At 71.7% G+C, this 12,988-nt stretch carries 14 protein-coding genes and 1 pseudogene; 5 read left to right on the top strand and 10 right to left on the bottom strand.

Features of this window, described 5'->3' with window-relative positions; genetic code table 11:
* Positions 1-42 precede the first annotated feature (42 nt).
* From OHA99_RS25210 to era, 3 genes are all read left to right on the top strand, one after another.
* Positions 43-939 (top strand): helix-turn-helix domain-containing protein, encoded by an 897-nt coding sequence (locus OHA99_RS25210; protein ID WP_165686065.1) that lies wholly within the window; start codon positions 43-45, stop codon positions 937-939.
* A 138-nt stretch (positions 940-1,077) separates the two neighbouring features.
* Entirely contained in the window at positions 1,078-1,434 is a 357-nt protein-coding gene (locus OHA99_RS25205; protein ID WP_405697968.1) for a cytidine deaminase, read from the top strand.
* A 65-nt stretch (positions 1,435-1,499) separates the two neighbouring features.
* Positions 1,500-2,453 (top strand): GTPase Era, encoded by a 954-nt coding sequence (era, locus tag OHA99_RS25200; protein WP_153179929.1) that lies wholly within the window; start codon positions 1,500-1,502, stop codon positions 2,451-2,453.
* An 80-nt stretch (positions 2,454-2,533) separates the two neighbouring features.
* Here the strand turns inward: era and OHA99_RS25195 are convergent, their stop codons facing one another.
* The 7 genes and pseudogenes from OHA99_RS25195 to OHA99_RS25165 form a co-directional block, all read right to left on the bottom strand.
* Complete coding sequence (locus OHA99_RS25195) at positions 2,534-3,133, bottom strand: Imm21 family immunity protein (protein WP_405697966.1); 600 nt, start codon at positions 3,131-3,133, stop codon at positions 2,534-2,536.
* Positions 3,134-3,809: 676 nt separating this feature from the next.
* A pseudogene (locus OHA99_RS25190) lies at positions 3,810-4,025 on the bottom strand (helix-turn-helix domain-containing protein); the annotation flags it as partial.
* A 35-nt stretch (positions 4,026-4,060) separates the two neighbouring features.
* A complete protein-coding gene (locus OHA99_RS25185; protein WP_228126216.1) occupies positions 4,061-4,399 on the bottom strand; it encodes a helix-turn-helix domain-containing protein in 339 nt (112 codons plus the stop codon).
* On the bottom strand, positions 4,396-4,779 hold the full coding sequence (locus OHA99_RS25180; RefSeq protein WP_153181986.1) for a type II toxin-antitoxin system RelE/ParE family toxin: 384 nt from the start codon (positions 4,777-4,779) through the stop codon (positions 4,396-4,398). Before OHA99_RS25180 ends, OHA99_RS25185 begins: the two co-directional genes overlap by 4 nt.
* A 177-nt stretch (positions 4,780-4,956) precedes the next feature.
* Entirely contained in the window at positions 4,957-5,424 is a 468-nt protein-coding gene (locus tag OHA99_RS25175) for a hypothetical protein (protein ID WP_153179926.1), read from the bottom strand.
* Positions 5,425-5,481: 57 nt separating this feature from the next.
* On the bottom strand, positions 5,482-6,633 hold the full coding sequence (locus OHA99_RS25170) for a carbohydrate kinase family protein (RefSeq protein ID WP_405699000.1): 1,152 nt from the start codon (positions 6,631-6,633) through the stop codon (positions 5,482-5,484).
* Between the two features lie 180 nt (positions 6,634-6,813).
* Positions 6,814-8,109 (bottom strand): glucarate dehydratase family protein, encoded by a 1,296-nt coding sequence (locus tag OHA99_RS25165; RefSeq protein WP_405697963.1) that lies wholly within the window; start codon positions 8,107-8,109, stop codon positions 6,814-6,816.
* A gap of 311 nt (positions 8,110-8,420) precedes the next feature.
* Between OHA99_RS25165 and OHA99_RS25160 the strand changes: the two genes are divergently transcribed.
* Positions 8,421-9,800, top strand: coding sequence for an MFS transporter (locus OHA99_RS25160; RefSeq protein WP_405697962.1), 1,380 nt, complete (start codon positions 8,421-8,423; stop codon positions 9,798-9,800).
* 22 nt (positions 9,801-9,822) lie between these two features.
* Here OHA99_RS25160 and OHA99_RS25155 read toward each other — a convergent pair whose 3' ends face one another.
* Genes OHA99_RS25155 through OHA99_RS25145 form a run of 3 tightly spaced genes read right to left on the bottom strand, consistent with a single transcriptional unit; the run spans position 9,823 to position 12,142 of the window.
* The gene (locus OHA99_RS25155; protein ID WP_165686052.1) at positions 9,823-10,821 is read right to left on the bottom strand and encodes an adenosine deaminase; all 999 of its coding nucleotides are present in this window, start codon (positions 10,819-10,821) and stop codon (positions 9,823-9,825) included.
* A 20-nt stretch (positions 10,822-10,841) separates the two neighbouring features.
* Positions 10,842-11,747: a ribonuclease Z gene (locus OHA99_RS25150; RefSeq protein ID WP_153179922.1), complete on the bottom strand. Its 906-nt coding sequence runs from the start codon at positions 11,745-11,747 to the stop codon at positions 10,842-10,844.
* Between the two features lie 41 nt (positions 11,748-11,788).
* Complete coding sequence (locus OHA99_RS25145) at positions 11,789-12,142, bottom strand: histidine triad nucleotide-binding protein (protein ID WP_153179921.1); 354 nt, start codon at positions 12,140-12,142, stop codon at positions 11,789-11,791.
* 135 nt (positions 12,143-12,277) lie between these two features.
* Here OHA99_RS25145 and OHA99_RS25140 point away from each other — a divergent pair, with 135 nt between their 5' ends.
* Positions 12,278-12,937, top strand: coding sequence for an XRE family transcriptional regulator (locus tag OHA99_RS25140; RefSeq protein ID WP_228126215.1), 660 nt, complete (start codon positions 12,278-12,280; stop codon positions 12,935-12,937).
* Positions 12,938-12,988 lie beyond the last annotated feature (51 nt).

Genomic DNA, 12,988 nt, shown 5'->3' with positions numbered 1-12,988 from the left:
CCACCAGGCAGCACCCGGACGACTACAGGGGGAGCAGGACACGTGCCGGACGTGATCGTGGGGGCCGAGGCGTCGTCGGGCCGGGACCGGCGCCGCAGTGAGCTGCGGGAGTTCCTGATGAGCCGCCGGGCCCGGGTGTCCCCGGCCGAGGTCGGTCTGCCGGACGGCGGGGCGCGGCGCCGGACGCCGGGGCTGCGGCGCGAGGAGGTGGCCGTGCTCGCCGGGGTGGGCGCGTCCTGGTACCAGTGGCTGGAGCAGGGCCGCGACATCTCCGTCTCGCCCCAGGTGCTGGACTCGGTGGGCCGGGTGCTGCGGCTCAGCAACGCCGAACGCCGCCACCTGTACGTGCTGGCCGGACTGAACCCGCCCGCCGCCGAGGTGGAACCGGCCAAGCGGGACATGTGCGAGGGGCTGCGGCGGCTGATCGACACGTGGATGCCGTACCCGGCGCACATCATGGACCGGTACTACAACTGCGTGATGTACAACGACGCGGCGGCGATGGTGCTGGGCATGCGGCCGGATACGACGTGGAACTGCATCGTCGACTTCTTCACCGACCCCCTCTACCGCTCCCGCGCCCGCAGCTGGGAGCGGAACGCACGCACGGTCGTCGCCCAGTTCCGCGCCGCCTGCGCGGCCAACCCGGACGACGAGGGCTTCCAGCAGGTGCTCGCGGACCTGAAGGAGGCCAGCACCGAGTTCGCCGCGCTGTGGGAGGAGCGGGACATCGAGGACGCCGGGCAGATCCGCAAGGAGCTGGACCACCCGCTGGTCGGCCTGCTCAGCCTGGAGTCGACGGCCCTCCAGGTCCCGGCCCGCCCCGACCTGACCATCGTGCTGCACACGCCGCTGGACGAGGCGAACACGGCGGCGAAGCTGGAGTGGCTGGCCTCGCCGGAGGGGCGGCGCGGGGCGATGTACCCGGTGGCGGGGTGAGAGCGGGCCGGTACCCGGACGGGAGCGAACCGGTTCCCGGGCGGGCGCGGACCGGTGCCTGGGCTGGAGCGGACCGGTGCCGGGGCGAGCGGACCGGGGTCCGACAGGGCCGTGCGGCGGGCTACGTATGCTCACCCCATGACCACCGAGACTCCCGGCCTCGACCCCGAGGACCGCAAGATCGTCACCCTGGCCCGCTCGGCCCGCGCCCGCAACGGCGTCCCCGAGGGCGCGGCCGTACGCGACGAGACCGGCCGCACGTACGTCGCCGGGACCGTCGCCCTGGACTCCCTCCACCTCAGCGCCCTGCGCACGGCGGTGGCGATGGCCGTGGCGTCCGGCGCGCAGTCCCTGGAGGCGGCGGCCGTGGTGACGGAGGCGGAGTCGGCGTCGGAGGAGGACCGGGCGGCGGTACGGGACCTGGGCGGGGCGGGGACGCCGGTGCTGGTGGCTTCGCCCGACGGGTCGGTGCGGGAGACGGTCAGCGCGGGCTGACGCTCGCGGGCCCGGCGGGCGACCGTGGTACGGCGGGGCTTCGGGGATCAGGGACAATGGGCGCCATGAGCGTTCGTACCCAGTCATCCGAAGAACCGGCCGAGGCTGTTCACCGGGCCGGCTTCGCCTGCTTCGTGGGCCGCCCCAACGCGGGCAAGTCCACCCTCACGAACGCTCTGGTCGGGCAGAAGGTGGCGATCACGTCCAACCGCCCGCAGACCACCCGGCACACCGTGCGGGGCATCGTGCACCGCGAGGACGCCCAGCTGATCCTGGTGGACACCCCGGGGCTGCACAAGCCGCGCACGCTGCTGGGCGAGCGGCTCAACGACGTGGTGCGCACGACGTGGGCCGAGGTGGACGTCATCGGCTTCTGTCTGCCGGCGAACGAGAAGCTGGGCCCCGGTGACCGCTTCATCGCGAAGGAGCTGGCGGGGATCAGGAAGACCCCGAAGGTCGCGATCGTCACCAAGACCGACCTGGTGGACTCCAAGGCCCTGGCCGAGCAGCTGATCGCCGTCGACCAGCTTGGCAAGGAGCTGGGGATCACCTGGGCGGAGATCGTGCCGGTGTCCGCCACGGCGAACCAGCAGGTGGGCCTGCTCGCCGACCTCCTCACCCCGCTGCTGCCCGAGGGCCCCGCGCTCTACCCCGAGGGCGACCTGACCGACGAGCCGGAGCAGGTCATGGTCGCGGAGCTGATCCGCGAGGCCGCGCTGGAGGGCGTACGGGACGAGCTGCCGCACTCCATCGCGGTGGTCGTCGAGGAGATGCTCCCGCGCGAGGACCGCCCCGCCGACAAGCCCCTGCTCGACATCCACGCCAACGTCTACATCGAGCGCCCCAGCCAGAAGGGCATCATCATCGGTCCCAAGGGCAAGCGCCTGAAGGACGTCGGCATCAAGTCCCGCACCCAGATCGAGGCGCTCCTCGGCACGCCGGTCTTCCTGGACCTGCATGTGAAGGTGGCCAAGGACTGGCAGCGCGACCCGAAGCAGCTGCGGCGGCTCGGGTTCTGACCGGAGCTTCCCAACCCACCGGCCGAGCGCGGCGTGCACGGCGGCCACTCACCGGCCGTGCGCCCGGCAGGTCTACAAGCCTATGAGCTCGTGCAGGATTCGGCGGTCAAAAGCTGGACGAGGCCGACCCGGTTGTCCTCGTCCGCCTTGGTCTGCGTAGCGCGGACCCTCCAGCGGCCTGCGGGCAGTGGCACCGATGCCTCGGCGGGCATCTCGCCGCCGGGATACTCAATGCCCAGGTCAGGACCCGCTTCGGCGGAGTCCATGAGTACCGCCGGATTGTCCGAGACCCAGACGCCACACTCCTCCCACACCGTGGCCGGGTCGGCCAGGACCACATCTGCCGCGGCTCTCAGTCCGACCTCGGCTTCGGCGGCGCACCACCGCAGGAACACCCGATACTGGGGCAGGTAGCAGCTGCTCGCTGGCTCGTCCGCCAGTACCAGTGCCTGCGTACCCTTCTCGTCGATGGGAATCACACCGGCCAGATCGTCCACCGCACAGGCCCGGTCGTAGTCATCAGGGGCGGTGGCCTCTCCGGCCATCAGACCAGTCTCCGTACACCCGCCCCAGGAGGCCAGGGCGGAGACGGGGACGACGATGAGAGGGCCACCCACCGACTGCACCCAGGCAGGGGAGGGGCTGAAGGCACCGTCTGCGGTAGTTGAAGAGGCAGTCATGCGCGCAGTATGCCCTCGTCCACCGACAACGTCCCCGCGCCAACCAGGCGTACATCTACCGTCGCGGACGCATTTTATGGACCGTTGAACCCAGCCGGGCGACATGTCACACCGCATACGAGAAACAGGCGAGTTCCCCGAGAAGAACCTCGCTTCGTTCTCGCAACCACCAAGAAGCTACTTACCGTCTGCACTCAGCAAAATCTGGACCTTTGACGGGAACTGCGGATCATCCACCATTACAGAGCATTTCACGGAGCCACGGAACCCCATGAATTGCATGCGGACATAGTCGTTTGCGTCATGCAATACGAGCCTTCCGGACGAACACAGCAACGACGTCTCGAGCAGACTCGCTGGAAGCGTCCTTGGGGGAGCCGACTGCCACACCTCACATTCGACCGGACCATCGACACCGGCCTGAACGCTGAAGATGAGTGAACCACCCCCGCGATACCAGCTACTGGACCTGGGGTCCCAGTCACTGACGTCGTCGTCACTTCTTGCGTCCCGCAAGATCAGGCATCCGTGTTCGATTTTCGCGAGGAACGCAACCAAAAGGCCACTCGCTACCACGCCTTCTTAATCCTTGCCTGTGACAGTTACGAGACGACCTCAGTCTGCCTTCTCATGCAGATCCAGCAGTACGAATACGCACCTTCGAAGGAGACCACCACTATCCACGCCCGACGTGTGGGGTGAGGCTGATGGTCAGGTCGGCACCGAGAGCCTGAGCGAGGCGGCGCAGGAGGGGAAGGGTGGGCACGGACCCGCCGCCTTCGAAGCGGGAGATCTGCGGCTGCTTCATCCCGCACCGCTCGGCCAGCTCGGCCTGGGACAGCCCGAGCTCGATGCGCCGGTCGTGGACGAGTTGCCCGAGCTCACGGGCGAGCGCGGAAGGCGGGTCCTGCATGGTTCCTCCCCGCCTCAGGCCGCTGGGGCGACGATGGTGACGGTGGGCTCGTCTCCGCCGGCGAGGTGCACGTCCACCGTGAGGTCCAATGCGCGGGCCAGGCGCATGATGACCGCGATGGGTGGCAGCTCGGTGGCCGTCTCGATGCCTTCAATGTCCTCGACGCCGACGTGCATGCGCTCGGCGAGGTCGGCCTCGCTCAGGCCCAGCTGCTTACGCCGGTCGTAGATGGCCTTGCCCAACGTCATGGCGAGGCCGGCCTCTTCGTAGACCCGGTCGTACTCAGGGTCGGCGTCCAGGTGTTCGCCCAGCATCTGACGGTGGCGACGGGTCCTCCATTCGCTGTGGTTCATCGGTTCTCCTTGAGGTTGCGGCCGTAGAGGTCGTGCTCGGCGGCGGCTTCATGCTCTGCCTCGCACAATCGCTGTGCGGCGTGGGCCCGGTCCACTTCGGCCTGCTCGCGCATCTTGGTCTTGCGGAACACCGTGAGCAGCACGACACGTCGGCCGGGCGCCAGCCAGTAGGTGATCCGCTGATGGGCATCGCCCAGGCGGAAGCGCAGCTCGCGGAGCTTGCCGCCCAGGTGGCGGGAGTGCGGTTCGTCGAGCGTGGTGGGCTGCTCGGCGAGCAGGTCGGCGACGCGTTCGGCCTGCTTGTAGTGATGGGCGGGAATGTTCTCCAGCCACAGCCGCACCTCCGGCTCGATCTCGATCCAGTAGCGCCCGCCGTCCATAGCGCCGATGTTATATGGCACCGGGTGTGAGAGCGCGACTTCGCAGTCCAGGTCCTGTGCCGTCGCCACGACCGCAGGCACTCCAGCGTCGCGCACCCTGTACTCCCCCTTCGTCTTGATGCCACGACGCCGCCCGCAAAACCAGCGGCAACCTGCCGAGGCGGCGCAGGTCCGGCTTCATTCGGCAGGGTCGGACCCGAGTGGGAGGGGCAGCGTGCAGCCGGGCTGGTACTTCGCGTTTCGCCTGGTGCCCTTCTCGTAGGAGAAGGTTTCCCATACCTTCTTGCCGGTGCCCGTCGACAGTTCGAGCTGCTGGGCGCTGCAACTCGTCGTGGCCAAGGTCGATGGCCTCCGAGGACAGGCCGCCGGCATGCCCACGCCGCGGACGGTGCCGTCGCGGTTGTAGGTGGTGGTGAAGGTGTAGACGCCGAGGACGCCCTCGGACTTCGGGATCGAGTAGGCGGTCTTCAACGGGCGGTAGAAGTTCTCCATCGACTGCACGACGGAGGCAATGCAGTCGCCGCTACCGGTGAAGCGCGGGGAGGCGTACGCCTTGCCGAGCCAGCCCAGCTCGTCGTAGACGGTGGAGATCTTCTTCGGGACAGACCAAGTTCGGTCGGCTTCCGACGCCGTGCTGGGCCGCACCGCCAAGGGCGTTTGTTGAGCCACCGACCTTGGCACTGGGACAGTCTGGCGGTCAGGTCAGCCCGTCGGGCGGCGGAAGCCGATGGTCGGGACCGCGCGGCGCAGGGGCCAGGAGCCGGGTGGGGTGTCGGGGACCAGGCCGGCCAGGAAGGCGTAGCGGCTGAGGGCCGCCGGGTCCTGGAGCGACCGGACCTTGCGCCACCAGGTGGCGATCTCGCACCAGCCGGGGGCCGCCAGGGAGCCGCCGAACTCCTGGACGGACAGGGCCGCGGTCAGGCCCGCGAAGGCCAGGCGGTCGGCCAGCGGCCAGCCGGCCAGGGTGCCGGTGACGAAACCGGCCACGAAGACGTCCCCCGCGCCGGTCGGGTCCAGGGCCTCCACCTCGATCGCCGGGACCTCGGCGCTCTCCCCCGTGCGCCGGTCCACCGCGTAGGCGCCGTCCGCGCCGAGGGTGACCACCGCGAGCGGCACGTGCTCGGTCAGGGCGTGTGCGGCGGCGCGCGGGCAGGTGGCGCCGGTGTAGCGCATGGCCTCCTCCGCGTTCGGCAGAAACGCCTCGCAGTGCGCGAGGTCGGGCAGCGCGGCCAGGTCCCAGGCGCCGGTGTCGTCCCAGCCGACGTCGGCGAAGACGCGGGTGCCGCGGGCGGCGGCCTGGGCGATCCAGGGGGCGCGGACGCCGGGCGTGAGGGAGGCGACGGCGGCACGGGCGCGGGGCGGGCAGTCGGGGGACGGTTCCTCCGGCGGCGGCTCGTGACCGTGGGAGACCATCGTGCGCTCCCCCTCGTACGCCATCGAGACGGTCACCGGCGAGTGCCAGCCGGGCACGGTGCGGGACGGGGAGAGGTCGATGCCCTCGCCCTGGGCTAGCGCGTCCCAGCAGTAGTCGCCGTAGTGGTCGTCGCCGAAGGCGGCGGCCAGCGAGGTGCGCAGGCCGAGGCGGGCCAGCGCGGTCGCCATGTTGGCGATGCCGCCCGGGCTCGACCCCATCCCGCGGGCCCAGGACTCGGTGCCGCGCACCGGGGCGGAGTCGAGTCCGGTGAAGACGACGTCGAGGAAGACGGTGCCCGTCAGGTACACGTCCCAGGGCGGGTCCTGCGGGGCGCGCAGGGCGGCGAGGGGATCGACCTCGGGCCGCCGGTGCGCTCCCTCGCCCTGGGCGTGGCGGTGTGTCGTCCGCTCGTCGGCCGGCACTACGGGCATGGCGGGCATGGCGAACGCCGTCGGGGCGGGCGTGGCAGGCACGGACGCGGTGGGCAAGGACTCGGTGGACGGCTCGGTGGACACTGTGGACACGGTGGAGGCTGTCACGGTGCGCTCCCTGGCATGGTGCGGATCAGGCCAGTGTGCACCACCCCACCGACAACCCGGCGCAGGAAGCGGGACCGCCCGTCACCAACGCGGCACGGACGGGGTGACCCACGCGGGGTCGGCGACCCGCATCGCGGCCGCGTCGTCGCGGTCGCGGAGCGTGCCGTCGTCGTCGAGCCAGCGGCGGTGGAGGAACGCCAGCCGGTCGCGGTCGAGTTCCACGCCGAGGCCGGGGGCGTCGGAGACGGTGACGCGGCCGCCGTCGAAGGTGAGGCGTTCGGTCAGCACGTCCTCGGACTGCCACGGGTAGTGGGAGTCGCAGGCGTGGTGGAGGTTCGGGACGGTGGCCGCCACGTGCGTCATGGCGGCGAGACTGATGCCGAGGTGGGTGTTGGAGTGCATGGACACACCGACGCCGAAGGTGCGGCAGACGGCGGCGAGTTGCCGGGTGTGGTGCAGCCCGCCCCAGTAGTGGTGGTCGGAGAGCACGACCTGCACGGCGCCCTTGGCGAACGCCTCCGGTATCTCCGCGAACGTCGTCACGCACATGTTGGTCGCGAGCGGCACCCCGGTCCGCGCGGCGACCTCGGCCATCGCCGGGGTGCCGAGCGCGGGGTCCTCCAGGTACTCCAGGAGGTCCCCGAGTTCCCCGGCGACCTTCAGCGAGGTCTCCACGGACCAGGCGCCGTTGGGGTCCAGGCGCAGCGGGTGTCCGGGGAAGGCGGCGGCGAGGGCCTTGACGGCGGCGATCTCCTCCTCGGGCGGGAAGACGCCGCCCTTGAGCTTGAAGGAGGTGAAGCCGTACCGCTCGGTGAAGGCGCGGGCCTGCTCGACGACACCGGCCGGGTCGAGGGCGGCGCCCCAGTCGTCCTTCTCGGCCGCCACGCCCTCGGGGTGGCCGCCCCACTTGTAGAAGAGGTACGCGCTGTACTCGACGGCGTCGCGGACCTTGCCGCCGAACAGCGTGTGCACGGGCAGACCGAGCGCCTTGCCGAGGGCGTCGAGGCAGGCGACCTCGAAGCCGGAGAGGACGGACAGGCGCAGCTTGTCGGCGGTCTGGACACCGCGCAGCCCGCCGACGTCGACCTGTCCGGAGACCCGGGAGGAGTCGACGGCGACCTCGTCGGCGAGGGCGAACAGGCCGTTCAGATCGCTGACCCGGCGGCCCACCAGCCGGTCGGCGAACGGGCGGGCGAGTTCCAGGTACTTGGTGTCGCCGTAGGTCTCGCCGACGCCCCGGATCCCGTCGGCGGTCTCGACCTCGACGATCAGCCGGGGGGTGTACGGCTGGTGCACGCCCTGGGTGTTGAGCAGCGGCGGGTCCGCGACGAGGATCGGCGTGAGGTGAACGGCCGTGACGGTGAGGTCGGCGGTCACAGGGGCACCCTTCCTTCGTCCATGTATGCGAATGAAGGCTAGGTAAGTGAATGCGCGGCGTCAATGCGTCGACCACGCGCAACAGGAATCCGCGGGCCGGTCGCGGCCGGGACCGACCCGGCCCGCCGACGCAAGCGCCCGCTGCTACCCAGTCCTGAAACCCGCAAACAGCTATGTGACCCAGATCACACCGGGTCGCCTGTTTCGCGCCACCCCGCGCTTGATACAAATTGCCCGCGCGCCCCTCTCGGTCGACGGGTCGTCGCCCCCCTCCCTTCCTACCGTCCCTTTCGCATGCCCTGGGAACGCCCGTGTTCGCCCCCCGCTCCATTCCCTGGCCCCTCGTCGCCCTTTTCACGGCCGGGTACCTGCCTCCCTATCTGCTGCCCACCACCGTCGGCAGACTCGACACCAGCCTTCCGCTGTCCACGACACAGGCGGGCGCCGTCGGCAGCGCGCTGCTGCTGAGTTCGGCGACCGCGGGCTTCCTGCTGGCCTCCCGGGTCCAGCGCCTGGGTGCCCGGACGCCGGCCCGCTTCGGGCTCGCACTGGCCGTCCTCGGCTACGGCGCCGCCGCGCTCACCACCGCCGTCCCGGCCGTCGTCGCCGGCGCGGTCGTGGGCGGCTTCGGCTCGGGGACCGCGATGACGGTCGCCGCCGCCCGGATCGCCGCCGAGAGGGATCCTCACCGGGCCTCCACGGCGGGCCTGCTGAGCGTGTCCGCGCTGGCCGGTGCGGTGTACCTGACGGTGCCCCACCTCGGCCGGGCGCACGGGCTGCCGCTGGCCGCCATCGCCCTGACCGCGCTGGCGGTGTGGCCGCTGACCGGCCGTCTGCCGGGCGGTACGGCCGGCACCCGGGCCGGGCACGGCGCCGACGGCCCCGACGGCCGCACCGGCCCGGACGACACCACCACCCCGCTCCCCCACCGCCGTTCGGGACTGGTCCTCGCCGCCACGGTGCTGTGCTGGTCGCTGGCGCAGAACTCCCTGTGGGGCGTCAGCGGCCGGATCGGGCTGACGCAGGCCGGCCTGGGCGACGCCGCCCTCGGGGCCGTCTTCGCCGTCGCGCTGGGCGCGGGCCTGGTGGGCGTGCTGGTGGCGGGTGCGCTCGGGCCGCGGCTGGGGCGGGCGATGCCCGTCGGCGCCGGCACGGTGCTCATCGCGGGCTGCATCGCGGTGAGCGCGGCCGCGACCACCCCGGCGGCCTTCGCGACCGGCGAGATCGCCTGGAACACCGTCTACCCGGTCGTCCTGTCGTACCTGATCGGCCTCGCCGCCTCGCTCGATGCGCGCGGCCGGTGGGCGGTGCTCGTCGGCTCGGCGTCCTCGCTGGGCACGTCGGCCGGACCGCTGACCGGCAGTGTGCTGTCGGCGCAGGCCGGCTACCCCGTCATGGGCCTGGTGCTCGGCGCCGGGCTGCTGCTGCTCGCCGCGCCGATGACCGCCGTGGCCCTGCACACCGGCGGGCGCCCGCTGCTGCCCGGCGCGATCCGCCGCCGCGGTGGCACCCCGGCCGCGCTGGTCGCCGCGGCGACGGGCACGCCGAGCGGTGCGGTGCCGGAGGTCGGCGCCGTGGAGCAGCCGGTCGTGGAGATCGACGTGGAGGCCCCGGCGGTGGCCGTCCAGGACGCCTACGACACGGCGGGACCCCGGCAGGCCGCGGCCACACCGGGGTCCGGGACGGGCTGAGGCCCGCGCGCGGGAACCGCTACTACGCGGCGGGGAACTCGTACGCCTCGACGTCCGCGAGGTACCGCGCCCGCAGCTCCTCGTCGTCCTCCAGGAAGGAGGCGAGGAACGAGTTGCGGGCCAGCTCCCGCAGCCGCTCGTCGGTCAGGCCGAGGGCCTCGCGCACGGCGTCGAAGTTGTCGCCCGCGTAGCCGCCGAAGTAGGCCGGGTCGTCGGAGTTCACCGTGCACATGAGGCCCGCGTCGAGCATCGCGGGCAGCGGGTGGTCGGCGAGGGTGTCGACCGTGCGCAGCCGCACGTTGGACAGCGGGCACAGGGTGAGCGGGACGCGCTCGCGCACCAGCCGCTCGACCAGCGCCGGGTCCTCCACCGAGCGCAGCCCGTGGTCGATCCGCTCGACGCCGAGGACGTCGAGGGCCTCGACGACGTACTCGGGCGGCCCCTCCTCGCCCGCGTGCGCGACCCGGCGCAGGCCGAGGGCGGCGGCGGTCTCGTACACCTCGCGGAACTTGACCGGCGGGTGGCCGACCTCGGCGGAGTCCAGGCCGACACCGGTGATGCGGTCGAGGTACGGCTTGGCGGCGTCCAGCGTCGCCATCGCCGACTCGGCGGACTCGTCGCGCAGGAAGCAGAGGATCAGCCGGGTGGAGACGCCGTGGTTCTCGCGGCCGGCGCCCAGCGCCCGCCACAGCCCCTCCACGACCGTGCCCATCTCCACGCCCCGGGCCAGGTGGGCCTGCGGGTCGAAGAAGATCTCGGCGTGCCGGACGCCCTGGGCCGCGGCGCGGGCGAGGTAGGCGTTGGCGAGATCCTCGAAGTCCCGCTCGGTGCGCAGGACGGCCATCAGTTCGTAGTACAGGTTCAGGAAGGACTGGAGGTCCGCGAAGCGGTACGCCTCGCGCAGCGCGTCCTCGTCCGCGTAGGGCAGGGACACGCCGTTGCGGGCGGCCAGCGCGAAGGCCAGCTCGGGTTCCAGGGTGCCTTCGATATGGAGGTGCAGTTCAGCTTTGGGCAGGGGCATCAGAGCATCGTACGACCGTTCTACCGGCGTTTCGGAACCGGTACGCGGGTGAGGTCGCGGGCCACGGTCAGCTCGCCCGCGTAGCCGGCCGCGCGTGCCTGCCGTTCGAACTCCTCGGGGTCGGAGTAGCGCTGGCTGAAGTGGGTCAGGACCAGATGCCGCACGCCCCCGTCCCGGGCGGCCCGGGCGGCCTGTCCGGCGGTGAGGTGGCCGTGGTCGGTGGCGAGGGCCTCGTCCGCGTCGAGGAAGGTGGACTCGATGACGAGCAGGTCCGCGCCCTCGGCGAGCGCGTGCACGCCCTCGCACAGCCGGGTGTCCATGACGAACGCGAACCGCTGGCCGCGGCGGACCTCGCTGACCTCGTCGAGCGCGACGCCGTTCAGCGAGCCGTCGCGCTGGATGCGGCCCACGTCGGGGCCCTTGATGCCGTGCGCGGCGAGGCGGTCGGGCAGCATGCGGCGGCCGTCGGGCTCGGTGAGCCGGTAGCCGTAGGACTCGACGGGGTGGGACAGCTTGCGGGCGTCCAGCGTGTAGGCGGGGGTGACGGCGAGGGGGCCGTCCGCGGCGACGGGGGCCTCGGTGAGGGCGACGGTCTCGCGGTAGGCGGTGGCGTACCGCAGGCGCTCGAAGAACCGCTGCCCGGAGCGCGGGTAGTGGGCGGTGATCTCGTGCGGGACCCGGTCGAGGTTGATGCGCTGGATCACGCCGGCGAGACCGAGGCTGTGGTCGCCGTGGAAGTGCGTGACGCAGATCCGGTTCAGGTCGTGGGCGGCGACCCCGGCGCGCAGCATCTGGCGCTGGGTGCCCTCGCCGGGGTCGAACAGGATGCCCTCGCCGTCCCAGCGCAGCAGGTAGCCGTTGTGGTTGCGGTGCCGGGTCGGGACCTGGCTCGCGGTGCCGAGGACGACGAGTTCGCGTACGGACATCGTGGGTGATCCGGTCTGGTCGGGTCTCGGGTCCGGTCCGGTTATCCGGGGGGCCATTCGAGGCCGCGGCCGCCGAGCACGTGGGCGTGCGCGTGCCACACGGTCTGCCCGGCGCCGGTGCCGGTGTTGAAGACGGTGCGGTAGCTGTCCAGTTGCTCGGCGTCGGCGACGGCCTGGGTCTCGCGCAGGACGTCGGCGGCGAGCTGCGGGGCGTCGGCGGCGAGCGCGGCGCCGTCCTTGTGGTGGGCCTTGGGGATCACCAGGACATGGGTGGGGGCCTGGGGGTTGATGTCCCGGAACGCGACGGTCGTGTCCGTCTCGCGGACGATCGTCGCGGGAATCTGCCCTGCGACGATCTTGCAGAACAGGCAGTCGTCCTGGGGTTCCCCTGCCATGGGGTGCTCCTCACGCCGGTGATCTTCTGGGGGCATCGTATCCGTCGTGCTCCGCGCGCACGGAGGTCTCGGGGCACCTCGACATCCGGATTCGACCCCGAACCCGCCATGCATCAACGGCATACGGTATTGCCCATGACGCAAGAACAAGAAGACGGTGAGCTGGACAGCCTCGTGCGCAAACGGATCCGCGCGCTGCGGGTGGCGCAGGGCTGGTCGCTGGAGGAACTGGCCGGCCGGGCCAACCTCAGCCAGTCCTCACTGAGCCGCATCGAGAACGGCCGGCGGCGCCTCGCCCTGGATCAGCTGGTCACCCTCGCCCGCGCCCTGGACACCACGCTGGACCAGCTCGTGGAGAACGCCGCCGACGACGTCGTCGTCAGCCCGATGATCGACGCCGCCCACGGCCTGATGCGCTGGCCCGTGAAGGGCGACCCCGGCATGAGCGTGATGCGTCAGCGGATGACCGGCCCGCCGCCCGACAATCCGGCCCGCATGCGCGCCCACCCCGGCCGCGAATGGCTCGTCGTACTGTCCGGCACCGCCGTCCTCATGCTCGGTCACCGGCGCTTTCGCGTCGAGACCAACCAGGCCGCGGAGTTCCCCACCATGCTGCCGCACGCCATCGGCGCCGAGGGCGGACCGTGCGAGATCCTGGGGATCTTCGACCGCGACGCCCGCCGCGGCCACCAGAAGGACGCCGGCGCCGACGGCACCGAAGCCGACTGCGAGGGCACGGGGAGCCCCTTCACCTCGGGGACCACGGCCGGGCGGGGCCCCGGATCCGGCCGGTGAGTTGCGTGGCGGGCAGCGCACCACGCGACCTTCTTGCCTTTCACGCAAGCG

Source organism: Streptomyces coelicoflavus (assembly GCF_045041415.1).
GTDB lineage: Bacteria > Actinomycetota > Actinomycetes > Streptomycetales > Streptomycetaceae > Streptomyces > Streptomyces coelicoflavus.
This window is presented reverse-complemented; position numbering and strand designations above follow the sequence as displayed.